Genomic DNA, 23,700 nt, shown 5'->3' with positions numbered 1-23,700 from the left:
GAGGTGCTTACGATGAAATTCAGCACAACCGTCCTCGCCGCGGGAACGCTCGCCTCCGCGGTGATGCTGGTGACCGCGTGCGGTACCGGCCAGATCGGGCAGAGCGGGTCCGGGTCCGCCGCCAACTCCGCGAACAGCAAGAAGCTGGCGCTGGTACCGGGGGTGCAAGCGGAGCCGTTCTACATCTCGATGCAGTGCGGCGCGCAGGAAGAAGCGAAGAAGCTCGGCTACGAACTGACCGTGCAGGCACCGCAGAAGTTCGACGCCACCATGCAGACGTCCATCGTCAACTCGCTGGGCTCCAACCCGCCTGCCGCGCTGCTGGTCGCCCCGACCGACGACCAGGCGATGCTGGCGCCGATCCAGCAGGTGAAGAACCGCGGCGCGAAGATCGTCGAGGTCGACACTTCGCTCAAGGACAAGAGCGTCGCGGTGTCGTCGGTTTCCTCGGACAACGCCGAGGGCGGCAAACTGGCCGCGCAGACCATGGCGAAGCTCGTCGGCGACAAGCCGGGTTCGGTGCTGATCCTCGACACCATCGCGGGCACCTCCACTACCGCGGCCCGCGCGAAGGGCTTCGAGGACGAGCTGAAGAACCATCCGAACCTCAAGTCGGTCGGCATCCAGTTCACCCAGAACGAACCGGAGCAGGCCGCGTCGAAGGTGACCGCTGCGCTCGTCTCGACGCCCGACCTCGTCGGCATCTTCGCCACCAACCTCAACACCGGCGAGGGCGCGGCGACCGGGCTGCGCAACGCGGGCAAGATCGGCAAGGTCAACCTGGTCGGCTTCGACGCCAGCCCGTCCGAAGTGGACGGTCTCAAGAAGGGCGAGTACCAGGCGCTCATCGCGCAGGACCCGGCGCAGATCGGCACGAAGGGCGTCGACCAGGCGGTGGCCGCGCTCGAGGGCAAGCCGACCGAACGGGACCTGACCGCGCAGCTGCACTCGATCACCAAGGACGACCTGGACGCGAACTCGAAGTACTTCTACAAGCAGAGCTGCTGACCTCTGGCCTGAGCGAAGGGGACTTTCCGCACGGAAGTCCCCTTCGCCATGTTACGGGCTAGTATCTACTCCCCCAGGAGTCTGAGGGAGGGGTCGTCGATGACCGAGAGTGCCCGGCTGCCGTGGCGCTCCCGCCCGGACGCTGTCGGCGTGCTCGGCGCGGCGCGTAAAGTCTCCGACGACCTGAAAGACGGCCTTTCCGGAGTCCGCGCCCGACGCGCCGCCCACGGCCTGCGCCGGTTGTTCGACGTGGCCGGGCTGGGGCTCTCCGACCTGTCCGGCACCTTGCTGTGGTCTGGCCGCCCCGGCGCCGACGACGCGGTCTCCCAGATCCTGGACGACGTGCTGCATCGGGAAGAGCCGATCACCGTGCGGGGCGTGACCGCGGTTCCGCTGCACGTCCACGACGAGCTGGCCGGCGCGTTGCTGCTGGTCGGCGAGGTTTCCAGCGCGGTGACCCGGCAAGCCGCGGACCTGGTCGTGCAGTCTCTGGAGCGAGGTCGGCTCGAAGCGTCGGCGGACCAGGCCGCGCAAGCCGAACTCCGAGCGTTGCGCGCGGAGATGTCGCCGCATTTCGTCTACAACGCGCTCACCGTGATCGCCTCGTTCGTCCGGTCGGAACCGGACCGCGCCCGCGACCTGATGCTCGATTTCGCCGACTACACCCGCTACAGCCTGTCGAGGCACGGCGAGTACACCGTCGTCGCCGAGGAGTTCCGCGCGGTGGAAACGTATCTCGCGCTGCAGCGCGCGGTGCTGGGCGAAAGACTCAAGGTGCAGGTGCGGGTCGCTCCGGAAGTGCTTGCGGTGGCGGTGCCGTACCTGGTACTCGAACCCCTCGTGGAGAACGCGATCCGGCACGGCATCGAGCCGCGGTCGGGCACCGGGCTCGTCCAGGTGCACGGACAGGCGGAAGGGAACGACTGCGTGATCAGCGTCGAGGACGACGGGGTCGGCATGGAGCCCGAGCGCGCCGCGGCCATCCTCGCCGGCAGCGGCGACGGCACCGGGCTCGGACTGGCCAATGTGGACAGACGATTGCGCACCGTGTACGGGGCCTGGTACGGCCTGACCGTGGAAACCGCGGTGGGCGAAGGCACCCGGGTCGTGCTGCGCGTGCCGCGGTTCCAGCCGGGGGTGCTGCCGTGAGCGGGTTGCGGGTGCTGGCGGTCGACGATCTCGCGCCGGCCTTGGACGAGCTGTGCCGGATGCTGCGGGAAGCCCCGGAAGTCGGCGAGGTCGTCGGCGCGAGCGATGCGTTGAAGGCGCTGAAACTGTTGCAGGCAGACCGTTTCGACGCGGTCTTCCTCGACATCTCCATGCCCGGTTTGGACGGGCTGGAACTCGCCTCGCTGCTGGCGAAACTGTCCGAACCGCCGGTGATCGTGTTCGTCACCGCGCACGACGGGCACGCGGTGACCGCGTACGGCATCGGCGCGGTGGATTACCTGCTCAAACCGGTGCGCACGGAACGGCTTGCCGCCGCGCTGGCGAAGGTGACCCGGCTGGTGCCGAGCGGTGTCCGGCGGTCCACGCCGGACGCGATGGCCGCGCTGCCGGTCGATTCCGGCGGCCGCACGCGGTACGTCCGCCGCGACGACGTGCTGTTCGCCGAAGCCAACGGCGATTACGTCCGGCTGCACACGCGAAACGGCGTGCATCCGGTACGAATGCCGATCTCGCGGCTCGAAGAATATTGGGAAGGCACCGGTTTTACCCGCGTGCACCGCGGATTCCTTCTCGCGGTGAGTGCGGTGCTGGAACTTCGCAGCGACACGACGGGCGGGTTGCTGGCGCACACCGAGGCCGGTGATGTGCCGGTGAGCCGACGGCATGCGCGCGACCTCAGGGACCGGCTGCTGGAGGCGGCGCAGCGTGGACAGCTCGGGAGTGCCCGGTGAGGGCTCGTGAGTGGCGGTGCCGGTTAGAACCGGCGCCAGCACTCACGAGGGTTGCGCGGGCCGTCCGATGAGCCGCACCAAACGCGTCGCCGTCACCAGTCCGCAGACGAGGCTCGCCCGGTCGCGGCGGCTCGAACGCGGACGCTGGCGGATGCCACGCCTGCGCGCGCCGGAAGCGGAACGCGCGGCGGTGCTGTACCGGATCCAGCGTCGCCGCGGGATCCCCGCGCTGGTGGCGATGTTCGTGCTCGTGCTGGGTTTGCCGGTGCTGTTCTCGCTCGCCCCGTCGCTCGACAGCGTGCGGCTGTGGGGAATTCCGCTGTCCTGGCTGCTGATCGCGGTCCTGCCGTACCCGGTGCTGGCCGGGCTCTCGTGGTGGCAGCTGCGCCGCGCGGAGAAGATCGAGGACGAGCGGTGACCCGAGTGCCCGCAGCGCCCCAATGTGGCATTGGGTGCATCCCACGCACCCAACGCCACATTCGCTGCATCCCACGCACCCAATGTGGCATTGGGGCGGGTCGGCCGAGCGTGGGCGGATAGATGGACATCGCGCTCGCGGTAGCCCCGGTCGTCCTCGTCACGCTGCTCATCGGCGTGCGCGGGGTCGCCGCCATGCGCACGACGTCCGACTTCCTGGTGGCCTCCCGGCGCATCTCGCCCTTCGTCAACTCCGCCGCGGTGTCCGGCGAATACCTCTCCGCGGCGTCGTTCCTGGGCGTGGCCGGGCTGATGGTGAAGGACGGCGTCGGCGCGCTCTGGTACCCGGTCGGCTTCACCGCGGGATACGTCGCGATGCTGGTGCTCGTCGCCGCGCCGATGCGCAGATCCGGCGCGCTCACCGTCCCCGACTTCGCCGAAGCGCGGCTCGCCTCCCCCGCGCTGCGCCGCCTCGCCGCGGTGGTCGTGCTGGTGATCGGGACCATCTACGTAGTCCCGCAATTCCGTACCGCCGGGCTGGTGCTCACCGCGGTCGGCGGGACCCCGTACTGGGTCGGCGTGGTCATCGCGGGCACCGCGGTCAGCGTCACGCTCGCGCTCGGCGGGATGCGCGCCGCGACGTACGTCCAGGCGTTCCAGTTCTTCCTGAAACTCCTGCTGTTCCTCGTCCCCGCACTGTGGCTGGTGCTCCAGATCGGCGCGGAAACCCGCGACGCGAGCCTCACTCCGGTCGAGTTCACCCGCTTCTCGCACGCCACCCCAGTGCAGTTCGACCACGACGTCACCCTCACCTTCCGCGAACCCACCGCGATCGAGGGTCGCGGCACGCTGCCACCCGGAGAGCTGGTGGTGCACAAGGGAGAACAGCTCATCTTCGCCGCCGGGGCACAGGTTCCCGGCGTCAGCGGAGAGGTCGCGCTCGGCGGGCCGGACTGGCAGCGTCCGCTGCTGGAAATCGACAAGGGCTACCCGCTGCTCGGCACCTGGGCGGTGCTCATCGCGACCGTCCTCGGCACGATGGGCCTGCCGCACGTCCTGATGCGCTTCCACACCAGCCCGGACGGCCGCGCCGCGCGCCGCACCGCCGCGATTACCGTGGCGCTGCTCGGAGTCTTCTACCTTTTCCCCGGCATCTACGGCGTCCTCGGCCGGGTTCTCGTGCCGCAGCTGTATTTGTCCGGCAACACCGACACCGTGGTCGTCGCGCTTCCCGCGCAGGTCGACCACGGCTGGGCCGGGCAGTTGTTCACCGCTTTGCTGACCGCGGGCGCGTTCGCCGCGTTCCTGGCGACGTCGCTGGGGTTGCTGCTGGTGATGTCCGGCGCGCTCGCCTACGACCTGATGCCCGGCGGCCTGCGCCGGCTGCGGGTGACCGTCGTGTTCGCCGCGATCGCGATGGTGCTGCTCGCGCTGCCGTCCGCGCGGCTCGACGCCGGGGTGCTGGTGACGTGGGGGTTCACCGTCGCCGCGTCGACGTTCTGCCCGCTGCTCGTGCTCGGCATCTGGTGGCAGCGGCTCACCGCGGCGGGCGCGATCGCCGGGGTGCTCACCGGGCTGGCCGCCTCGTCCGGGTCGATCCTGTTCGCGCTGGCCGGACCCGCGACGCACGGCTGGGTGGCGATCTTGGTCTCGCAACCGGCACCCTGGTCGGTACCGCTCGCGTTCGGCGTGATGATCACGGTGTCACTGCGCGGGCGCCCACCGTCCTGGGCCGGGGCCGCGATGGTGCGGTTGCATCTCGACGAACGCCCTTCGTCCGCTTCCGGGGACCGTTCGTCAACCGTTCGTCGTGCGGCGAGGCGTTTGAGCCGCTGACGGTTCCGTCCGCCCGGCGTCCTCCCTACTGTGTCGCGGACCACATCCGCAGCGTCGCACAAGGGAGTTCCCATGAGCGCAGGCGACCCGTCCGGCGCGCCGCCGGACCCGACCTGGGAGCAGGTGCACGACAGCGCCGAGTTCCGCCAACTCCGCGGCCGGCTCCGCCGGTTCGTGTTCCCGATGGCCGGACTGTTCCTCGCCTGGTACCTGCTCTACGTCCTGCTCGCCGACTACGCGCACGGCTTCATGAGCACGAAGATCGTCGGCAACTTCACTGTCGGCCTCCTCTTCGGGCTGCTGCAGTTCGTGTCCACGTTCCTGATCACGTGGCTGTACGTGCGCTACGCCAACAAGAACCTCGACCCGCTGGCCGAGCGGATCAAGGACGACATCGAGAACCCCGCGAAGGAGGGCGCGTGAAGACTCTCGCCGCGAGCGTCGAGGGCAGCAACCCGGCGCTCAACATCACGATCTTCGCGCTGTTCGTGGTCATCACCCTGGTGATCGTGTTCCGCGCCAGCCGCAACACGAAGACCGCGTCCGACTACTACGCGGCCGGCCGCGCGTTCACCGGTCCGCAGAACGGCATCGCGATCTCCGGCGACTACCTGTCGGCGGCGTCGTTCCTCGGCATCGCCGGCGCCATCGCGGTGTACGGCTACGACGGGTTCCTGTACTCGATCGGCTTCCTGGTGGCGTGGCTGGTCGCGCTGCTGCTGGTGGCGGAACTGCTGCGCAACACCGGCAAGTTCACCATGGGCGACGTGCTCGCGTTCCGGATGAAGCAGCGTCCGGTGCGCGCGGCGGCGGCGATTTCGACGCTCGTGGTGTCGTTCTTCTACCTGCTGGCGCAGATGGCCGGCGCGGGCGGCCTCGTCGCGCTGCTGCTGGGCATCGAGGGCAAGGCCGCGCAGTCGCTGGTGATCGCGGTGGTCGGCGTGATCATGATCGCCTACGTCCTCATCGGCGGCATGAAGGGCACCACCTGGGTCCAGATCATCAAGGCGGCGCTGCTGATCGTCGGCGCGCTGGCGATGACGCTGTGGGTGCTCGGCAAGTACGGCTTCAACTTCTCCTCGCTGCTGCAGGGCGCGGTCGACAAGGCGGGCAAGGCCGGCGAGGCGCTGCTCGGGCCGGGCAAGCAGTACGGCAAGGACGGCACGACGAAGCTGGACTTCTTCTCGCTTGGCATCGCGCTGGTGCTGGGCACCGCGGGCCTGCCGCACGTGCTGATGCGCTTCTACACCGTGCCGACCGCGCGCGAGGCGCGTCGTTCGGTCGTGTGGGCGATCGTGCTGATCGGCGTGTTCTACCTGTTCACGCTGGTGCTCGGCTACGGCGCGGGCGCGCTGGTCGGTCCGGACGCGATCAAGAAGGCGCCCGGCGGCGTGAACTCCGCGGCCCCGTTGCTGGCGCTGAACCTCGGCGGCCCGGTGCTGCTGGGGCTGATCTCGGCGATCGCGTTCGCCACGATCCTCGCCGTGGTCGCGGGTCTGACGATCACCGCGTCCGCCTCGTTCGCGCACGACGTCTACGCGAACGTGCTGAAGAAGGGCAAGGCCAACACCGGTTCGGAGGTGCGCGTCGCGCGGATCACCGCCGTGGTGATCGGCATCGTCGCGATTCTCGGCGGCATTCTCGCGAACGGGCAGAACGTCGCGTTCCTGGTGGCGCTGGCCTTCGCGGTGGCGGCTTCGGCGAACCTGCCGACGATTCTGTACTCGCTGTTCTGGAAACGGTTCAACACCCAGGGCGCGCTGTGGAGCATTTACGGCGGGCTGATCGTGACGATCGTGCTCATCGTGTTCTCGCCCGCCGTTTCCGGGAAGCCGGTCGACCCGAAGACGGGCAAGAGCGCGTCGATGCTGCAGGGCGTCGACTTCCACTGGTTCCCGCTCGACAACCCGGGTCTGGTGTCGATCCCGATCGCGTTCATCCTGGGCTGGCTGGGCACGATCCTGTCGAAGGAACACGACCCGGCGAAGTTCGCCGAAATGGAAGTACGGGCGCTGACCGGTGCGGGCGCGGAAAAGGCCGTGCAGCACTGAGTTTCGCCCTTAAGGAAACCGCTGGGTGCCGCTTTTGCCGCGGCACCCAGCGGTTTTTCAATACGGCAGCTTCCCCTGTGCGATCTCGCCCAGCGTGCCCTCCAGCACGCCGCGCAGATACCGCCACAATCCCGCACCGAGCGAAATCCGGGCTACCCCCAGTTCGGCTAGCCCGGCCAGTCCCGGACCGCCGGGAAGCGCCGAAGCGTTGACCGGACCGCCCACCCGACGGACGAACTCGGCCAGCACCTCCGACGAACGCACGAGAATCGGGTACACACAGTCGGCCCCGGCTTCGAGATACGCCCGCCCGCGCGCGACGGCGTCGTCGAGCACCGCCTGCTCGTCCGGTGCCCCGAGGAACGAATCCACGCGCGCGTTGACCACGAGCCCGTCGCCGGCCGCCCGGCGCAACCCGGCGAGCCACTCCGCCTGCTCCGCTGCCGGTCGCTGACCGCCCTTCCCGTGGTCGGTGTCCTCGATATTGCAGCCAACTGCACCGATCTCTTGCAGCCGGGCGGCAAGTTCTGCCGGGGCCAGGCCGTATCCAGCCTCGGCGTCCACCGTCACCGGCACCGACACGGCGTCCACGATCCGCTTGGCCGCCGCGAGCATCTCGTCCGCCGACGCGCCCTCGTGGTCGGCGTGCCCGAGCGCCGCCGCGACCGCCGCGGAACTCGTTGCCACCACCGGGAATCCCGCCGCTTCCACCGCCTTGGCGGTATCCGCGTCCCAAGCGTTCGGCAGAATCAACGGCTTCCCCGGGACGTGCAGCGCCCGCAACTCCTCGGCACTCACGCCGCACGCTCCGGCAACTCGGCGTGACTCGCGACCATGAGCCGGTTCCAGGTGTTGATGGCGACGACGCACCACGCCAGCGCGCGGTACTGGTCCTCGGTGAACACACGGACCGCCTCGGCGTAGACGTCTTCGGGGACGTCCCGGTGGTCCGAGATCAGGGTCATCGCCTCGGTGTAGGCGAGCGCGGCGCGTTCCTGCTCGGTGAACAGTTCGGTCTCGCGCCAGCCTTCGAGCACGTAAAGCCGCCGCGGCGATTCCCCGGCCTCGACGGCCAGCGCCGCGTGCATGTCGAGGCAGTAGGCGCATCCGTTGATCTGCGACGCGCGGACCTTGACCAGTTCGATGAGCTTCTTGTCGAGCCCCGCGTTCGCGCTGGCCTTCTTCACCTCGCCCTGCAGGTGGGACATCGCTTGATACAACCCGCCCGTGGCGAGCGCGATTCGCTTCGTCATGCCGCTTACGCTAATCGCGAGTGGCCTAGCCGGGTGGTCCAGTTCGGAGTGGGTGCCGTGGGCCAGTCAGGCCCGTGGCCGCGCGTTGCGGAGCCGGATCCCGCTGAACCCCGCCGTGCTCGCGGTCACCGCGTCCCAGAACGGCCAGAGGTTCGGAAGCACCCGCAGCTGAATCCCCGCCTCCTCGTGCAGGCGCAGGAGATCGCCGACCGGTTCGGCGGGCCCGAGCGGCACGACCGGCTCGGTGGCGACGCAGGCGTGCTCGCCGAACGGACGGAAACTGGTGGAGGGAAGCCGGTAGGCGAACAATTTCGCCGTCCGGAGCGCGTCCAGCCAGCGGTATTCGACGGCGTGGACCCGATCGTCGCCGCCGAGGATCCGTTCCCGGTCGTCCTCCGTGGTCCGCGGCGTGGCCCACGCCATGGCGCGCGGGCACTGCCGCGGGAACCAGTAGTCCGGACAGCGGTCGGCGTCGACCGCCCAGACGTACGGCTGCGGCTGCCGCGCGGTCGCCGCGACATGGGGCACGAACCGCGTGATCCCCGGATCCTCGGAAAAATGCAGTACCTGGCCAGGTTCGGGTCGCATCCGTCCGTTCTACTGCTCGGTCAGCGACCGCAGAACAGGCACAGCGGCAAAACCAGCTCCAGATCCGTCTTCCGCACCGGCTTGCCGTCCACCGGAGTCTTCCCCGGCGGGGTGTCCGCGTCCGGCTGGATGCCGCCCGCCGCGACGCGGTCCAGCGTGCGCAGTCCGGGCTCGCCGACCGTGCCGAAGACCGTGTAGTTCGGCAGCAGGCTGGAATCCCCGTACACCACGAAGAACTGCGAGCCGTTCGTGTCCGGTCCGGCGTTCGCCATCGCCAGCAGGCCGCGCGCGTACGTGCGGCGCTTGCCCGTCGGGTCGGACGGGGCGGGCGGGAGGGTCGTCGGGAGTTCGTCGCGGAACTTGTAGCCCGGACCGCCCTCGCCGGTGCCGGACGGGTCGCCGCACTGCAGGACCTTCAGCGTCGGGTACGCCGTGAGCCGGTGGCAGGTCGTCTGGTTGTAGAAGCCGTGGGCGGACAAGTGCAGGAAGCTCTGCACGGTGCACGGGGCCTGCGCGCGGTTGAGACGCAGCGGGAGCAAGCCCTGGTTGGAGAACACGGCGACGTCGACGCTGCCGTGGTCCGGCGTGTGCTTCGGGTCCCGCGGCAACGAAACCGGGCGCACCGCGGGATCGTCCGGAGTTTCCGTGTACCGACACGGCCCCGAGGTGACCTTCGGCGGCCCCGCCTCCGCCGCCGAAGCCGGGGCGGCCACCGCGACCAGCGACAACGCGGTCAGCACGGACACGAGCAGTCTTTTCATTCCGGTCCCCTCCCAGTGCACGGAGGATCGCAGTATAGGGACGGGGAACTGCCCGCGCTTCCGGCGAAAGTCGCATCCTGACCGGTTCCTGACACCCGCGTCCTACGGTGCGGTTTCATGATCACTTCCCTCCTCGCCGGACTGGTCGCCGGGCTGGTGGCCGTTCCCGCCGGTCCGGTGCAGCAGCCGCTCGCTTCCTCCGCCGCCGAACAGCAGGCGGTGTTCGCCTACTGGACCCCGCAACGCCTGGCCGCGCTGACCGAACCGGCGTCGCAGAACCCGCCGAAGAGCGGGCCCGACGGCGCGCCGTGGCCGGACCCGCTGCCGAAGACGGTCGGGCGGCTCTTCTACACCGACCACGGCGAGGACGCGAGCTGCACGGCGACCGTCGTCCGCAGCAAGAACCGCAGCACGATCGTCACGGCCGGGCATTGCGTCAACAACACCGATCTCCTCGGCGAGCACAACGCCTGGAACACGCACGTCATGTTCGTCCCCGGCTACCGCGACGGCCAAGCGCCGTACGGGAAGTTCGCCGCCCGGATCGGGGTCGTCGACCGCACCTGGCTCGCGAACGATCAGCAGAACGCGCAGAAATTCGACACCTACGACCAAGCCTTCGCGGTCCTCGGCCCGAACGAATCCGGCCAGCTGGTGCAGGACGCGGTCGGCGCGCAGCAGATCGGCTTCGACCGGCCCGGCGCGGCGAAGGTGACCCAGTTCGGCTACCCGCGGGCGGCGTCCGATCCAGCACGCCAGGGACTGCCGGAGTACACCGGGGCGAGGCTGGCGTATTGCACTGGCACCGCACGGCAGTGGACCGGCACGCCGACATATCCGGACTCTCCCGATCTGTGGGGCACGGCGTGCGTCATGGGCGGCGGTTCGAGCGGCGGTCCGCGACTGCGGGACTTCAACCCGGCAACTGGTTCAGGCACTGTCGTCGGGGACAACACCCATGCGGGATTCTTTGCCGCAGACGGGAAACCGTGCTCGCACGACGACGGCTGCACTCGGTACTTGGTGGGCCCGCAGTTCAGCAGCAAGGTGACCAAGCCGCTCTACGAAACCGCGCAGCGTTAGCCCTTCAGCTCCGCGATCAGCTCGTCCGCCGCCGCGAACGGGTCCAGTTCCCGGGCCACCACTCGCGCCGCCACCTCGCCCAACCGGTCGCCGTGCCGGAGGTCCGCCAGTTCCGCGTGCAGCCTCCGCAACGCGATCGCGGCGACCTCCTCCCGGGCGCGCGCGGCGCGGCGGCGGTCCAATTCCCCGTGGGCCACAAGCCATTCGTGGTGCGAGCGCAACGCCGACACCACCTCGTCGACGCCCTCGCCCTTCGCCGCCACCGTGCGGACGATCGGCTGTCGCCAGCTCGGCCCGCGCAGTTCGCGGCGGGCCAGGGCGATCATCTGCTTCAGGTCGTGCACCGTCGCGTCCGCCCCGTCGCGGTCGGCTTTGTTGACCACGAACACGTCCGCGATCTCCAGCACCCCGGCTTTCGCCGCCTGGATGCCGTCGCCCATTCCCGGGGCCAGCAGCACCACCGTGGTGTCCGCCAGCTTCACGACGTCCACTTCGGACTGTCCAACCCCGACAGTCTCGATCAGCACCACGTCGAACCCGGCGGCGTCCAGCACCCGAACCGCCTGCGGGGTCGCCCACGAAAGGCCGCCGAGATGTCCTCGTGTGGCCATCGAGCGGATGAACACGCCGGGATCGGTGGCGTGCTCGGTCATCCGGATCCGGTCGCCGAGCAAGGCGCCGCCGGAGAACGGCGACGACGGGTCGATCGCCAGCACCCCGACCCGCAAACCCTCGCCGCGCAAGGCGGTGAGCAGCGCGGACGTCGAGGTCGACTTGCCGACCCCGGGCGGGCCGGTGAGCCCGACGACGCGAGCGCGCCCGGTGTAGGGCGTCAAAGCGCGGGCGATGTCCGCCACGTGCGGCGAAGAGTCCTCAACAAGAGAAATGAGCCGGGCGACCGCGCGCGGTTGTCCTTCCCGCGCGCGGCCGACCAGCTCGTCGAGGTCCGGGCCGGCCAACTTACGCCGACGGAACGCGGATCAGCAGCGCGTCGCCCTGGCCGCCGCCACCGCACAGCGCGGCCGCGCCGAGACCGCCGCCGCGCCGGCGCAGTTCGTGCACCAGGTGCACGGCCAGCCGCGCGCCGGAAGCGCCGATCGGGTGGCCGAGCGCGATCGCGCCGCCGTTGACGTTCACCTTCGACTCGTCCAGCCCGAGCTTCTCGCTCGACACCAGGCCGACCGCGGCGAACGCCTCGTTGATCTCCACCAGGTCCAGATCCGACACGTCCAGCTTCGCCTTCTTCAGCGCGGCGCGGATCGCGTTCGACGGCTGCTCGTGCAGGCTCGCGTCCGGACCGGCGACGACGCCGTGCGCGCCGATCTCGGCCAGCGGCGTGATGCCCAGTTCAGCCGCCTTCTCCGGGCTGGCCACGATCACCGCGGCCGCGCCGTCGGAGATCTGCGACGCCGAACCGGCGGTGATGGTGCCGTCCGAGGCGAACGCCGGACGCAGCTTCGCGAGGCTTTCGCCGGTGGTGTCGGCCCGCACGCCCTCGTCGGTGGAGAACACGACCGGGTCGCCCTTGCGCTGCGGAATCGACACCGGCGCGATCTCCTCGCGGAAGAACCCGGCCTCGATCGCCGCGGCGGCGCGCTGGTGCGAACGCGCGGAGAACGCGTCCTGCTGCTCGCGGGTCACGCCGTAGCGGCTGTTGTACTTCTCCGTCGACGAGCCCATCGCGACCTGGTCGAACGCGCAGAACAGGCCGTCGTAGGCCATGTGGTCGACTAGCGTGGTGTCGCCGTACTTGAAGCCGGAGCGGGACTTCGGCAGCAGGTGCGGGGCCTGCGTCATCGACTCCTGGCCGCCCGCGACGACGAGGTCGAACTCGCCCGCTCGGATCAGCTGGTCGGCGAGCGCGATCGCGTCGAGGCCGGACAGGCAGACCTTGTTGATGGTCAGCGCCGGGACGTCCATCGGGATGCCCGCGGCGACCGCGGCCTGGCGCGCCGGGATCTGGCCCGCGCCGGCGGTGAGCACCTGGCCCATGATCGTGTACTGGACCTGGTCCGGGGAGACGCCGGCGCGTTCGAGCGCGGCCTTGATCGCGATCCCGCCCAGCTGGGCTCCCGAGAAGTCCTTCAACGAGCCGAGCAGTCGCCCGATCGGGGTACGGGCAGCGCCCAGGATCACGGAACCGGACACGACGTCCTCCAAAGCATCGGTGCACTGGCAGTGTTCCCACGATACGGCCTGCGCGGGCTTCGCGGCGCGTCTTGATGGAGCCAGTGTGAGGGGGCGCACGCGGGGTTCCGCGAGGCCCGCCGGGGCTTATCCTCCCCGGTATGGACACCGAGCCCAGCGCATCCGTGCTCAAGCCGTTCGTGACCGCGATCGACCACGTCGGCATCGCCGTGCCCGACCTCGACGCGGCCATCGCCTTCCACCGCGACCACTTCGGCCTGGAGGTCGCGCACGAGGAGGTGAACGACGAGCAGGGCGTGCGCGAGGCGATGCTGCGCGCCCCGGGTACCGCGGGCACCGAAACGATGATCCAGCTGCTCGCCCCGTCCCGAGACGATTCGACGATCGCCAAGTTCATCGGCCGCAACGGGCCGGGCCTGCAGCAGCTCGCACTGCGAGTGTCCGATGTGGACGCTGCCGCGGCGGCGTTGCGGGAGAAGGGGCTGCGGCTGCTGTACGACGCGGCCAAGCGCGGGACCTCGAACAGCCGGGTCAACTTCGTGCACCCGAAGGACGCGGGCGGGGTGCTGGTCGAGCTGGTGGAGCCCGCCGCCTCCGCACACTGACCGCCCAACACCGCCGAGGTCCGTGAAGGGCTCCTTGAGGGAGTCTGATTCCCTCAAGGAGCCCTTCACGGACGTCTGCGAGTCGTAGGACTAGTCGCGTTCGGGATAGGTAGGCGGCAGCGTCACACCGCCGAAGCGGGCGGCTTCCCCTTCGGCACCCGAGCCGACAACGCGTTCGCCACGAACGTCAGCTCGCCGTCGAACTCCGCGGGCCGGTCGTCCCCGGTGTGCCGGGCCGTCGCGTGCCGATGAGTAACAGCGCGCGCCAGAAGGCCGGACGCGTTGTCGATGTCCGCCCCGGCGAGCCGTCCGCCGGTCGCGGCCACGATCACCGATCGCATCAGCCGGACCAGGTGCTGGAAGCGTTCGGACAGCGCGTCGCGGACCACGTGGTGGGTGTCGGCCTCGCGCCACAGCAGATGCGACAGGCCGAGCGAACCGGCGAACCGGCGGTCGAGTTCGCCGACCAGTCTGCGCAGGGAACCCGCCAGGTCGCCGGGAACGACGACCGCGGCGGGTTCGATGCGTTCGTCCGGCAGCCGGTCGACCAACGCGGCCAGCAGGTCGGACTTGCGGCGGAAGTAATAGTGGACCAGGCCCTTCGGGACCCCGGCGCGCTCCGCGATGCGGGACGTCGGGGTCGCTTCGAAGCCGGACTCGGCGAACAGTTCCTCCGCCGCGCACAGGATCCGTTCCTTCGCCGAGTCGTCGGTCATCTCCGCCTTCCTCCCCTCCGCCACCCTCAACGGAGTGGCTTCGCCACGCTCTGCCAATCCGTCCTCGCGAGGCTCCGCTGCCCCGTCAGTGCTGGCCCGCCATCCGGTGGGCGGCGTTGGCCTCCGGCATCGCGGCCGCGCCGGCGATGATCGTCAGCGCACCGCCGACCCAGGACGTCCACGACGCCCCGTTGAATTCCGTATACCCCATCACCCACGGCGCGATGAACAGCAACGCGCCGAGGACGATCTGCACGCCCTCGCCGTAAACCATGCCTGGCGCCGCGAGCGACACCAGGCCGTCGATCGCGATCAGCGCGCCGAGGATCACCATCGTCCACACCATCGTGGTGTTCGTGCTCAGCCAAAGGGGTGAAAGAGCGGCGACAACACCAATCACGACCTCGGCCCAGTCGTAGGGCCGCGTCCAGGCGCGCGTCGAGACTTCACTCATTCGTGCTCACCTCCGCCGGAAAAGAGCCGTTCAGGGAGATTTCCCACTGCCGACTATGCGCCTTGACTGGCCAGCCGGTCAAGATTCGTGCGTCACACTTCGACTCGTGCGCGGGGGGTGTGTCTCGTACAGTGAGGCCCCCGGTTACCGACGAGTAATTTCGTCCTGTCGCGCCGCGACCGACCCCTGGAGGTTCCCGATGACGCACCTCGACGAGATCCAGCAGGCGATCCTCGAAGGCCGCCTCGACGCGATCGCCGAGCTGCCCGTGCCCGAGAGCTACCGGGGCGTCACCGTGCACGCCGACGAGGTCGACATGTTCGAAGGCCTCGAAAGCCGCGACAAGGACCCGCGCCGTTCGCTGCACGTGGACGAGGTCCCGACGCCGGAACTGGGTCCGGGCGAGGCGCTCGTCGCGGTGATGGCCAGCGCGATCAACTACAACACCGTCTGGACGTCGATCTTCGAGCCGATCCCGACGTTCAAGTTCCTCCGCAAGTACGGCAAGCTCTCGCCGCTGGCCAAGCGGCACGACCTGCCGTATCACGTGGTCGGTTCCGACCTGTCCGGCGTCGTGCTGCGCACCGGCGCGGGCGTGCACAACTGGAAGCCGGGCGACGAGGTCGTCGCGCACTGCCTGAACGTCGAGCTGGAAGGCCCGGACGGGCACAACGACACGATGCTCGACACCGAGCAGCGGATCTGGGGCTTCGAGACGAACTTCGGCGGGCTCGCCGAGATCGCGCTGGTCAAGGCGAACCAGCTGATGCCGAAGCCGGGGCACCTGACCTGGGAGGAAGCCGCCTCCCCCGGCCTGGTGAACTCGACCGCCTACCGGCAGCTGGTCTCGCGCAACGGCGCGGACATGAAGCAGGGCGACGTCGTGCTGATCTGGGGCGCGTCCGGCGGTCTCGGCTCGTACGCGACGCAGTACGCGCTCAACGGCGGCGCGATCCCGGTGTGCGTCGTGTCCAGCCCCGAAAAGGCCGAGATCTGCCGCAAGCTGGGCGCGGAGCTGATCATCGACCGCACCGCCGAGGGCTACCAGTTCTGGAAGAACGAGAACGAGCAGGACCCGAAGGAATGGCAGCGGTTCGGCGCGAAGATCCGCGAGCTGACCGGCGGCGAGGACCCGGACATCGTGTTCGAGCACCCGGGCCGCGAGACCTTCGGCGCGTCCGTCTACGCCGCGCGCAAGGGCGGCACCATCGTCACCTGTGCGTCCACCTCGGGGTACATGCACCAGTACGACAACCGGTACCTGTGGATGAACCTCAAGCGGATCATCGGCTCGCACTTCGCGAACTACCGCGAATCGTGGGAGGCCAACCGGCTGATCGCGAAGGGCCTCATCCACCCGACGCTGTCGAAGACGTACTCGCTGGAAGAAACCGGCCAGGCCGCCCTTGACGTGCACCGCAACGCGCACCAGGGCAAGGTCGGCGTGCTCGCGCTCGCTCCCGAGGAAGGACTCGGCGTGCGAGACGAGGAGCTGCGCGCGAAGCACCTCGACGGCATCAACGCGTTCCGCGGCGCGTGAGGGCGGACCACCTGCCTCTTCGGTCCGGCCGCTCGCCGCACGAGCGGCCGGACCCCGTGGGTGCTCACCCGTCCGTGACCGCGGAGCGACTACGGTGGTGTCATGAGTCTTGGCGATGAACGCGAACTCGTGCCGCTGGGAGCCGGCTTCGACGTAGCGAAGCGGGGGTACAGCCGGGCCCAGGTCGACGAGCACCTGGAACGGCTCGACGGCGACCTGAAGATGCTCACCGCCGACCGCGACGCCGCCATCGCCCAAGCCGGCGATCTGGCCCGGCAGCTGGAAGTCGCGCGCGGCGAGATCGCCGACCTCCGCGGTCAGGTGGACCGGCTCGCGCAGCCGCCGACGAGCGTCGAAGGCCTGTCCGAGCGCCTCCAGCGGATGCTGCGGCTGGCGCAGGACGAGGCCGCGGACACCCGCGCCCGCGCCGAGGCCGAAGCGGGCCACATCCGGGCCAAGGCGGAGACCGACGCCAGCGCCATGCGCGCCCGGTACGAGCAGCTGCTCACCGAGCTGGACCTGCGCCGCAAGGAGATGGAGGCCGAGCACCGCAAGGTGCTCGAGGACGCGCGCGCCGAGGCCAAGCGGATCACCGACGAGGCCGAGGCCGAGCGCAAGAAGCTCGACGCGGAGTCCGAGGCCCGCCGCACGCAGGTCGAAGAAGACTTCGAGATCGCGATGGCGACCCGGCGCGCCGAGGCGATGCGCGTGCTGGCCGAGCAGGAGGCGGCCAGCAAGGCCGAAGCCGAGCGCCGGGTCCGCGAGGCCGCCGAGGACGCGGCCGCGATCCGGGCGAAGGTGCTGGAAGAGGAGACGGCCGCGAAGGCCGACATCGACCGTCGCCAGCGCGAATCCGTCGCCGACGCGAACAAGCGCCGCCAGGACTCGATCACCGAGGCCAACGCGCGGCTCGCGGAGGCCGCCGACGAGGCCCGCCGCCGCGTCCGCACCGCCACCGACGAGTCCAACCGCCGGATCACCCAGGCCAACGAGCGGGTCGAGGCCCTGCGCGCGGTCCGGGCGAGCCTGGCCGAGCAGGTCCGCTCGGCGCGCACCGTCCTGGCCGAAGCGCAGCACGTGCTCGGCGAGATGGACGGCGAGGTGCCCGCGGACATCAAGGCCGCGGTCGAGAAGGCCAACGGTTCCGGTCCGAAGTCCGGCACGAACGGCTCGAAGGCTGCCGCCGCACCGGGCGGCGGCGCGACCGCCGCGTCCGGCAAGACCACTCCGGCCGAGCAGAATTCCGCTGGTCAGAGCGGCAAGAACGCTCCGGCTTCCAGCGGAAAGGCCGCCGCGAGCGGCGATGTCGAGCAGACCGTCCGGCTGCGCACGTCCGACGTGCCCAAGCCGCAGCCGCAACCGCGCCCGGCGGGAAAACCGACTGGCGAGTAACCTTCCCCCGCGAAGGGGCCGCGCCGCCCCGCTGACCGATTCGCCGGGAGGTTGTGGATGGCTGTCTATCGGACTGTGGTGGTGGGCACGGACGGGTCCGACTCGTCCTTCGCCGCGGTGGACAAGGCCGCCGGGGTGGCTGCCGACGCCGGGGCGACGCTCGTCGTCGTGTGCGCGTACCACCCGGCCAGCCGCCAAGACGTGGAACGCGCGCAGGACGAGCTGGGCGACGAGGCCTACCAGGTGGTCGGGTCCGCCCCCGCCGAGGACACGCTGCAGTCCGCCCGGGACCGCGCGGCGAAGGTCGGAGCGACGAAAATCGAGACGGTCGCGCTCGAAGGCCAGCCGGTCGACATGCTGCGGAAGGTCGTGAAGGACCGTTCGGCCGACCTGCTCGTGGTCGGCAACCGCGGCCTCAACACCCTCGCGGGCCGGATCCTGGGCTCGGTGCCGTCGGAGGTGGCCCGGAAGTCGGGCGTCGACGTGCTGATCGTGCACACCACCTGAGGCCGTGGCCGATACTTCCCGGGACCTGCAGCAGCGGCTGGAACGCGCCCTGCTGGGCGGCCCGCGCCGCTACACCCGGCTCGAAGTCGCCGAACGGGCCGGAGTACCCGAAGAACGCTCGCGCCGGCTGTGGCGGGCGCTGGGTTTCGCCACCGTCGAAGACGACGAGGTGGTGTTCACCGACGCCGACGTCGAAGCCATGCGCATCGCCGACGGTTTGGTGAGCTCGGGCTTGATCGCGCCCGGGATGGAAGTCGCCGTGACCCGCGCCCTCGGCCAGCATCTCTCGAGGCTGGCCGAGTGGCAGGTCCACATGCTGTGGGAACTGATCACGGAAAACCCGGAACTGGCCCGCAGCGACCGCCAGGTGACGCGTCTCGTCGAGCGTCTGCTCCCCGAACTGGAGCAGGTGCAAAGCTACGTCTGGCGCCGCCACCTGGCCGCCTTCGCCGGGCGCGCCTTCGCCAGCCCCGACGAGGACCTGGAAACGCGCGCCCTGGTCGTCGGCTTCGTGGACATGGTCGGCTACACCCGTTTCACGAGAGAAGCGGACGAAGAAGAACTAACCCAGGTCCTGGACGGCTTCGAATCCTTAGCCACCGAAGTCATCGCAGAACACCACGGCAGAGTGGTGAAAATGATCGGCGACGAAGTCCTCTTCGTAGCCGACACTCCGGCTGACGGCGCGGAAATCGCCCTGACGCTAGCCGAACGGACCGGCGAGGACGGCGACCTCCCCGCAGTCCGAGCCGGAATGGCGTCGGGAAGGGTCCTCTCCCGCTTCGGCGACGTCTACGGCTCCGTCGTGAACCTGGCCGCGCGCCTCACTTCAGCCGCGCGCCCCGGGACCGTACTGGTAGACCGAGAACTGGCTGGGGAATTGGAATCGCTCCCCCAATTCGACCTGCGCACCCGCCGCCCCATCGCAGTACGCGGCTACAACCGCCTCCGCCCGTCGGCATTGCGGCGAGCAAAGGACAAACCAACCGGCCGCTTCGCGTCTTCCCAAGAACTGGCAGCAGAAATGCTAGGCCTAGGCGGCCCGCCCCCGCCGGCAACTCCGGAACCAGAAGACTTCCCCACCCCGCGCAAACGCCGCCGACGCCGCTAGCCCTTCCGTGAGGGCCACCTTCACGGACTCAGAGTCCCTCAGGGTTCCCCTCACGACCCACCCGCCGCCCGCCCGGGATGCGCCCCAATGCCACATTGGGTGCGCCAGACGCACCGAACGCCACATTGGGTGCGCCACACGCACCGAACGCCACATTGGGTGCGTCACATGCACCGAACGCCACATTGGGTGCGCCACACGCACCCAATGCCACATTGGGTGCGTCACATGCACCCAATGCCACATTGGGTGCGTGAACCGCCCCGGGTTTGATGGAGGCTCCATCGTGTGAGTGAGGATGGAGTTATGGGCCGGTCTTCGAGGCATCCGCGTGAGGTGCGTGAGCGCGCGGTTGCGTTGGTGTTTGAGCAGGTAGAGCAGTACTCGTCGCAGTGGGAGGCGATCACGTCGATCGCGGCGAAGGTGGGGGTGTCGGCCGAGTCGCTGCGCCGGTGGGTGCGGCAGGCTGAGACCGATCAGGGTGCGCGGCCGGGTGTCACGACTGCGGAGTCGGAGCGGGTGCGCGAGCTCGAGCGTGAGAATCGTGAGTTGCGCCGGGCGAATGAGATCCTGAAAGCGGCATCGATTTTCTTCGCGAGGGAGCTCGACCCTCGATCGCCGCGCTCGTAGCGTTCATCACGGATTATCGGGACCGGTTCGGAGTCGAGCCGATCTGTGCCGTGCTGACCGAGTTCGGGATCAAGATCGCTCCGTCCACCTATTATGCCGCGCTTTCCCGTCCGATGTCGGCGAGGGAAGTTCGCGATGAGGAGTTGAAGAAGGAAATTCAGCGCGTGTACGACGAGAATTACCTGGTGTACGGTGCCCGGAAGGTATGGCGTCAGCTGAACCGGGAAGGCGTTCGGGCGGGCCGGGGCCGGGTGGAACGACTGATGCGCGCGATGGGCTTGGCCGGCGCGGTCCGCGGGAAGAAGGTGCGCACCACGGTGTCCGATCCCGGCGGTGCCCGCGCCGCGGACCTGGTGAGCCGCCAGTTCACGGCAGGTGCACCGAATCGGTTGTGGGTAGCGGACTTCACCTACGTCGCGACCTGGGCAGGCACCGTCTACGTCGCGTTCGCGATCGATGTGTTCTCCCGCAGGATCGTCGGCTGGCGCGTGAGCATGTCCAAGGAAACCGACCTCGTGCTCGACGCGATCGAGCAGGGACTGCGTCATCGGGACTACCGATGGCGAAAGGGGCAGGACAAGCTGATCCACCATTCCGACGCCGGAAGTCAATACACGTCGTTCCGATTCACGCAGCATCTTGCTGATTCCGGTATCGACGCGTCGATCGGCACGGTCGGCGATGCCCTCGATAACGCGCTCGCGGAATCCACCATCGGGCTCTACAAAACCGAGTTGATTAAACCGAACGGGCCATGGCACAATAAGCAAGAAGTCGACGTCGCGACTGCCGCGTGGATCGAGTGGTACAACACCCAGCGCCTCCACGGAGCATGCGGCGACCGGCCACCCGTCGAATTCGAGACCCTGTACGAGGACGGCGACCTGATCAGTCTGGTCGCCTGACCCCAACAACGAGTCTCTACCGAACCCGGGGCGGTTCATGCGTCACATGCACCCAATGCCACATTGGGGCGCTACCCGCACGCCGCGCCCCCACCGCTACCACCCACCCAAGCCGCGCAACAAACCGCCGCCGATGCACCCAACCACCGGGGGCACCCACTCCCTCCCCCAACCCCGATACGAAGCCTCCCTGCGGTCTGGGGGTGCTTGTCAAGGCATCTTTCCCGCCTTGACAAGCACCCCCAGACCGTCAGCACAATCAAACTTCGGGGTGCCCCACGCAACCCAAGACGACGGCAATGTCGCCCGCCAAGGCGACGAGCCGACCCAAACTCAAGCGTCAAAATCCACAGTAACCCGCTCAGAAACCGGATGAGACTGGCAAGTCAACACAAACCCAGCCTCCACCTCCGCCTTCTCCAACGCGAAATTCCGCCGCATGTCAACGGCCCCCTCGGTCACCCGAGCCCGGCAGGTCCCACAAACCCCGCCCTTGCAAGCAAACGGCAAATCCGGCCGAAACCGCTGCGCCCCATCCAACACAGACGATTCCCGAGGCAGATTCATAGTCGTAGACCGACCATCAAGAACCAACGTCACCTCAGACGACGCACCGGCCACAGCAGGATCAACATGCTTAACGGGCTCCGGCGGCACATCGTCCACATAGAACAGTTCCTGATGAATCCGCTCCCCAGGAACCCCCAGCGAGCCAAGAAGTTCCTGCGCCGAGGTGACCATCCCAAACGGCCCGCAAAGCCAAAAATGATCAACATCCTCAACGGGCACAATCGACCCGAACAACGCCCGAAGCTTGTCCGCATCCAACCGTCCGGTGAACAACTCGGCCTCACGCGGCTCCCGAGACAGCACATGCACGAGTTCCAACCGCGCCGGATACCGATCCTTCAAATCAGCCAGCTCATCAGCGAACATCACCGTATCCGTCCGCCGATTCCCGTACAGCACAGTCACCGACGCATCCGGCGTAGCCAGCAAAGACGCAGCGATGGACAACACCGGCGTAATCCCAGACCCAGCAGCGATCAGCACATGATGCCCACCAGCAGCAAGATCCGGAGTAAACGACCCAGTCGGCGCGGAAACCTCAACCGTATCCCCCGGCCGAACCTCATTCACCAGCCAAGACGAGAACACCCCGTCCGGCACCAACCGCACCCCGACCCGCGGCCGCTCCCCCACCGCAGCACAAATCGAATAGGACCGCCGCTCATCCCGCCCCTCAACAACGCGGCGCAAGGTCAACGACTGCCCAGGCGCAAAGGCATAAACCGAGGCCAACTCGGAAGGCACGTCAAAGGTCACGGCCACAGCGTCATCACAGAGCCGCTCAACCTCAGCCACCCGCAACGGATGGAACCCGGCACGACGGGAAACGGTGGCAGTCACTCAAATCTCCTTGACGTGTTCGAACGGCTCCCAGCAAGACCGGCACCGCCGCAACGCTTTGCACGCAGTCGCGCTGAACCGAGACTGTTCCTCGGTATCCAACGACCCGCAATGCGGACAAGCCACCCGCCGCACCGAAGGCCCCAGCGTCAACGGAATCGGTCCAGCCGCCCGCCGCGGCGCAGACCCCGGCGGTGCGATCCCGGCCTCAGCAAGCTTCCGCCGACCGTCGGCACTGATCCAATCCGACGACCAAGCCGGTTCCAGCACAGTGCGAATATCGATCTCGGTATACCCCGCACCCCGCAGCGCATGCTCCAGGTCGTCCCGCATAGTGTCCATCGCCGGACAACCGGTGTACGTCGGCGTAATCGACACCGTAACCCGACCGTCCTCTTCGGACACCTCGCGCAACACCCCGAGATCCGCGAGCGTCAACATCGGCAACTCAGGATCAGTAACGGTAGAAGCCACCGCGACCGCTCTGCTGGATGCCGCCTCCGCGGGAAAGAGAACGTCGGCGGTCACCACGACGCCCCCGGCATCGCCCGAGCCACACTCTGCAGCTCAGCCAGCAAGAACCCCATCTGCTCGGTATGCACCCCATCGCGCCCGGTACGCCCGGAAACCCCGGCAATAGCCCCGATCTCCGGCCGCTCCAACGTCGCCGCCGTCAACGCCTGCTCGACCACAGCGTCGAACTCCGGCCGCAACGAAGCGGCATCTACCAACTCATCCGGATGCGTCGCGAACAGCTCGTCGACATACGGCCACACCGCAGCCAGCCCCTCGGCCATCCGCTCGTGCGACAACGGCGTCCCGTCACCCAGCCGCACCAGCCACTGCGCGGCGTAATCCCGGTGGTAGGCCAATTCCTTCACACCCTTGGCCGCGATGGCCGCCAGCACCGGGTCCACGCTGGACTCCAGCTGCTGGAACAACGCGAGCCGCCAGGTCGAGAACACGAACAGCTGCGCGATCAGGTGCCCGAAGTGCCCGCCGCCCAGCTCGGCCAGCCGCACGTTCCGGAACTCGTTCTCCGCCCGCAAGAACGCGAGGGTGTCCTCGGACCGGTCAGTGCCGTCCGCCTTGCCGGAACGAGCCAGCAGCAGCCGGGCCTGGCCGAGCAGGTCGAGGCCGATGTTCGCGATCGCGACCTCGTCCTCCAGCTCCGGCGCGTTGCTGACCCACTCCTGCAACCGGTGCGAGAAAATCAGCGCGTCGTCGCCCAGCATCAGGCAGTACGCGGCCAGCCGCGCACCGTCCACTCCGGACGGCACGGAAGTGTCCACTCCGGACAAAGGATCGGCGAATCCGGTACCGAAGGCCCACCGCGCGTCGTTGTCCTCGGTGATGGCTTCGTAGACGTTGTCAAAAGACATCC

General features: G+C 68.8%; 25 protein-coding genes. 14 read left to right on the top strand and 11 right to left on the bottom strand.

Translation table 11 applies throughout. From position 1 onward, the window contains the following. Positions 1 to 12: 12 nt before the first annotated feature. The 7 genes from CU254_RS06415 to CU254_RS06385 all read left to right on the top strand — a co-directional run bounded on the left by CU254_RS06415 (position 13) and on the right by CU254_RS06385 (position 7,213). Positions 13 to 1,008, top strand: a complete 996-nt coding sequence (locus tag CU254_RS06415) for an ABC transporter substrate-binding protein (protein WP_037712750.1) — start codon at positions 13 to 15, stop codon at positions 1,006 to 1,008. 99 nt (positions 1,009 to 1,107) lie between these two features. Continuing rightward, positions 1,108 to 2,157: a sensor histidine kinase gene (locus CU254_RS06410; protein WP_037712748.1), complete on the top strand. Its 1,050-nt coding sequence runs from the start codon at positions 1,108 to 1,110 to the stop codon at positions 2,155 to 2,157. Beyond that, on the top strand, positions 2,154 to 2,909 hold the full coding sequence (locus CU254_RS06405) for a LytTR family DNA-binding domain-containing protein (RefSeq protein ID WP_009073893.1): 756 nt from the start codon (positions 2,154 to 2,156) through the stop codon (positions 2,907 to 2,909). The genes CU254_RS06410 and CU254_RS06405 overlap by 4 nt, the downstream gene beginning before the upstream one ends. 67 nt (positions 2,910 to 2,976) lie before the next feature. Next, positions 2,977 to 3,327, top strand: coding sequence for a membrane protein (locus tag CU254_RS06400; RefSeq protein ID WP_009073891.1), 351 nt, complete (start codon positions 2,977 to 2,979; stop codon positions 3,325 to 3,327). A gap of 122 nt (positions 3,328 to 3,449) precedes the next feature. Then, positions 3,450 to 5,162, top strand: coding sequence for a cation acetate symporter (locus CU254_RS06395; RefSeq protein WP_009073890.1), 1,713 nt, complete (start codon positions 3,450 to 3,452; stop codon positions 5,160 to 5,162). Positions 5,163 to 5,234: 72 nt separating this feature from the next. Further along, positions 5,235 to 5,585 carry a DUF485 domain-containing protein gene (locus tag CU254_RS06390; protein ID WP_037712746.1) on the top strand — a complete coding sequence of 117 codons (351 nt, stop codon included), beginning with the start codon at positions 5,235 to 5,237 and terminating at the stop codon, positions 5,583 to 5,585. Beyond that, a complete protein-coding gene (locus CU254_RS06385; RefSeq protein ID WP_009073887.1) occupies positions 5,582 to 7,213 on the top strand; it encodes a cation acetate symporter in 1,632 nt (543 codons plus the stop codon). The genes CU254_RS06390 and CU254_RS06385 overlap by 4 nt, the downstream gene beginning before the upstream one ends. A gap of 57 nt (positions 7,214 to 7,270) precedes the next feature. Here CU254_RS06385 and CU254_RS06380 read toward each other — a convergent pair whose 3' ends face one another. From CU254_RS06380 to CU254_RS06365, 4 genes are all read right to left on the bottom strand, one after another. Beyond that, the gene (locus tag CU254_RS06380) at positions 7,271 to 8,011 is read right to left on the bottom strand and encodes an isocitrate lyase/phosphoenolpyruvate mutase family protein (protein ID WP_009073884.1); all 741 of its coding nucleotides are present in this window, start codon (positions 8,009 to 8,011) and stop codon (positions 7,271 to 7,273) included. Beyond that, on the bottom strand, positions 8,008 to 8,466 hold the full coding sequence (locus CU254_RS06375; RefSeq protein WP_009073882.1) for a carboxymuconolactone decarboxylase family protein: 459 nt from the start codon (positions 8,464 to 8,466) through the stop codon (positions 8,008 to 8,010). The genes CU254_RS06380 and CU254_RS06375 overlap by 4 nt, the downstream gene beginning before the upstream one ends. A 66-nt stretch (positions 8,467 to 8,532) precedes the next feature. Beyond that, positions 8,533 to 9,054, bottom strand: a complete 522-nt coding sequence (locus CU254_RS06370; RefSeq protein ID WP_009073880.1) for a DUF6886 family protein — start codon at positions 9,052 to 9,054, stop codon at positions 8,533 to 8,535. A 20-nt stretch (positions 9,055 to 9,074) separates the two neighbouring features. Then, positions 9,075 to 9,815 carry a peptidylprolyl isomerase gene (locus CU254_RS06365; protein ID WP_037712742.1) on the bottom strand — a complete coding sequence of 247 codons (741 nt, stop codon included), beginning with the start codon at positions 9,813 to 9,815 and terminating at the stop codon, positions 9,075 to 9,077. Positions 9,816 to 9,932: 117 nt separating this feature from the next. Between CU254_RS06365 and CU254_RS06360 the strand changes: the two genes are divergently transcribed. Then, positions 9,933 to 10,898 carry a serine protease gene (locus CU254_RS06360; RefSeq protein ID WP_009073876.1) on the top strand — a complete coding sequence of 322 codons (966 nt, stop codon included), beginning with the start codon at positions 9,933 to 9,935 and terminating at the stop codon, positions 10,896 to 10,898. On the opposite strand, the gene meaB is transcribed toward CU254_RS06360, so the two are convergent. Both meaB and CU254_RS06350 read right to left on the bottom strand, forming a co-directional pair. Beyond that, complete coding sequence (gene meaB / locus CU254_RS06355) at positions 10,895 to 11,857, bottom strand: methylmalonyl Co-A mutase-associated GTPase MeaB (protein ID WP_009073874.1); 963 nt, start codon at positions 11,855 to 11,857, stop codon at positions 10,895 to 10,897. The two genes, CU254_RS06360 and meaB, sit on opposite strands and share 4 nt — an antisense overlap. A 1-nt stretch (position 11,858) precedes the next feature. Next, positions 11,859 to 13,046, bottom strand: coding sequence for an acetyl-CoA C-acetyltransferase (locus CU254_RS06350; protein ID WP_009073872.1), 1,188 nt, complete (start codon positions 13,044 to 13,046; stop codon positions 11,859 to 11,861). 140 nt (positions 13,047 to 13,186) lie between these two features. On the opposite strand from CU254_RS06350, the gene mce reads away from it, so the two are divergent. Continuing rightward, positions 13,187 to 13,651 carry a methylmalonyl-CoA epimerase gene (mce, locus tag CU254_RS06345; RefSeq protein ID WP_009073871.1) on the top strand — a complete coding sequence of 155 codons (465 nt, stop codon included), beginning with the start codon at positions 13,187 to 13,189 and terminating at the stop codon, positions 13,649 to 13,651. A gap of 122 nt (positions 13,652 to 13,773) precedes the next feature. Here the strand turns inward: mce and CU254_RS06340 are convergent, their stop codons facing one another. Next, complete coding sequence (locus CU254_RS06340) at positions 13,774 to 14,367, bottom strand: TetR/AcrR family transcriptional regulator (protein ID WP_037712739.1); 594 nt, start codon at positions 14,365 to 14,367, stop codon at positions 13,774 to 13,776. A gap of 85 nt (positions 14,368 to 14,452) precedes the next feature. Beyond that, positions 14,453 to 14,821 carry an SPW repeat protein gene (locus CU254_RS06335; RefSeq protein WP_009073867.1) on the bottom strand — a complete coding sequence of 123 codons (369 nt, stop codon included), beginning with the start codon at positions 14,819 to 14,821 and terminating at the stop codon, positions 14,453 to 14,455. A 199-nt stretch (positions 14,822 to 15,020) separates the two neighbouring features. On the opposite strand from CU254_RS06335, the gene ccrA reads away from it, so the two are divergent. The 5 genes from ccrA to CU254_RS06305 all read left to right on the top strand — a co-directional run bounded on the left by ccrA (position 15,021) and on the right by CU254_RS06305 (position 20,906). Next, complete coding sequence (ccrA, locus tag CU254_RS06330) at positions 15,021 to 16,361, top strand: crotonyl-CoA carboxylase/reductase (RefSeq protein WP_009073866.1); 1,341 nt, start codon at positions 15,021 to 15,023, stop codon at positions 16,359 to 16,361. Between the two features lie 129 nt (positions 16,362 to 16,490). After that, positions 16,491 to 17,753, top strand: a complete 1,263-nt coding sequence (locus CU254_RS06325; RefSeq protein WP_050788397.1) for a chromosome segregation protein — start codon at positions 16,491 to 16,493, stop codon at positions 17,751 to 17,753. A gap of 57 nt (positions 17,754 to 17,810) precedes the next feature. Next, complete coding sequence (locus tag CU254_RS06320) at positions 17,811 to 18,260, top strand: universal stress protein (protein WP_009073860.1); 450 nt, start codon at positions 17,811 to 17,813, stop codon at positions 18,258 to 18,260. A gap of 4 nt (positions 18,261 to 18,264) precedes the next feature. Beyond that, entirely contained in the window at positions 18,265 to 19,371 is a 1,107-nt protein-coding gene (locus CU254_RS06315; RefSeq protein WP_037712738.1) for an adenylate/guanylate cyclase domain-containing protein, read from the top strand. A gap of 306 nt (positions 19,372 to 19,677) precedes the next feature. Then, positions 19,678 to 20,906 (top strand): IS3 family transposase gene (locus CU254_RS06305; protein ID WP_234392803.1). Its coding sequence is split into 2 segments (ribosomal slippage): positions 19,678 to 19,957 and positions 19,957 to 20,906, totalling 1,230 coding nucleotides; the frame shifts between segments, so codons are not numbered across the junction. Positions 20,907 to 21,239: 333 nt separating this feature from the next. Here the strand turns inward: CU254_RS06305 and paaE are convergent. From paaE to paaC, 3 genes are read right to left on the bottom strand one after another with little or no spacing between them, the layout of a single operon-like run. Then, on the bottom strand, positions 21,240 to 22,316 hold the full coding sequence (gene paaE / locus CU254_RS06300) for a 1,2-phenylacetyl-CoA epoxidase subunit PaaE (protein ID WP_009073854.1): 1,077 nt from the start codon (positions 22,314 to 22,316) through the stop codon (positions 21,240 to 21,242). Further along, positions 22,317 to 22,844 (bottom strand): 1,2-phenylacetyl-CoA epoxidase subunit PaaD, encoded by a 528-nt coding sequence (gene paaD / locus CU254_RS06295; protein WP_009073852.1) that lies wholly within the window; start codon positions 22,842 to 22,844, stop codon positions 22,317 to 22,319. After that, positions 22,841 to 23,698, bottom strand: coding sequence for a 1,2-phenylacetyl-CoA epoxidase subunit PaaC (gene paaC / locus CU254_RS06290; protein WP_037712733.1), 858 nt, complete (start codon positions 23,696 to 23,698; stop codon positions 22,841 to 22,843). Before paaC ends, paaD begins: the two co-directional genes overlap by 4 nt. Positions 23,699 to 23,700: the final 2 nt, after the last annotated feature.

This window comes from Amycolatopsis sp. AA4, assembly GCF_002796545.1.
In the GTDB taxonomy this organism is placed as follows: domain Bacteria; phylum Actinomycetota; class Actinomycetes; order Mycobacteriales; family Pseudonocardiaceae; genus Amycolatopsis.
Note: the sequence above shows the minus strand (reverse complement) of the source record. Positions and strands in the feature narration are given on the sequence as shown.

Bases quoted from the DNA above. Each gene is read 5' to 3' on its own strand.
- CU254_RS06415 (WP_037712750.1), top strand. From the start codon at position 13: ATGAAATTCAGCACAACCGTCCTCGCCGCGGGAACGCTCGCCTCCGCG.
- CU254_RS06410 (WP_037712748.1), top strand. From the start codon at position 1,108: ATGACCGAGAGTGCCCGGCTGCCGTGGCGCTCCCGCCCGGACGCTGTC.
- CU254_RS06400 (WP_009073891.1), top strand. From the start codon at position 2,977: ATGAGCCGCACCAAACGCGTCGCCGTCACCAGTCCGCAGACGAGGCTC.
- CU254_RS06395 (WP_009073890.1), top strand. From the start codon at position 3,450: ATGGACATCGCGCTCGCGGTAGCCCCGGTCGTCCTCGTCACGCTGCTC.
- CU254_RS06390 (WP_037712746.1), top strand. From the start codon at position 5,235: ATGAGCGCAGGCGACCCGTCCGGCGCGCCGCCGGACCCGACCTGGGAG.
- CU254_RS06375 (WP_009073882.1), bottom strand. From the start codon at position 8,466: ATGACGAAGCGAATCGCGCTCGCCACGGGCGGGTTGTATCAAGCGATG.
- CU254_RS06370 (WP_009073880.1), bottom strand. From the start codon at position 9,054: ATGCGACCCGAACCTGGCCAGGTACTGCATTTTTCCGAGGATCCGGGG.
- CU254_RS06365 (WP_037712742.1), bottom strand. From the start codon at position 9,815: ATGAAAAGACTGCTCGTGTCCGTGCTGACCGCGTTGTCGCTGGTCGCG.
- CU254_RS06360 (WP_009073876.1), top strand. From the start codon at position 9,933: ATGATCACTTCCCTCCTCGCCGGACTGGTCGCCGGGCTGGTGGCCGTT.
- mce (WP_009073871.1), top strand. From the start codon at position 13,187: ATGGACACCGAGCCCAGCGCATCCGTGCTCAAGCCGTTCGTGACCGCG.
- CU254_RS06340 (WP_037712739.1), bottom strand. From the start codon at position 14,367: ATGACCGACGACTCGGCGAAGGAACGGATCCTGTGCGCGGCGGAGGAA.
- CU254_RS06335 (WP_009073867.1), bottom strand. From the start codon at position 14,821: ATGAGTGAAGTCTCGACGCGCGCCTGGACGCGGCCCTACGACTGGGCC.
- ccrA (WP_009073866.1), top strand. From the start codon at position 15,021: ATGACGCACCTCGACGAGATCCAGCAGGCGATCCTCGAAGGCCGCCTC.
- CU254_RS06320 (WP_009073860.1), top strand. From the start codon at position 17,811: ATGGCTGTCTATCGGACTGTGGTGGTGGGCACGGACGGGTCCGACTCG.
- paaC (WP_037712733.1), bottom strand. From the start codon at position 23,698: ATGTCTTTTGACAACGTCTACGAAGCCATCACCGAGGACAACGACGCG.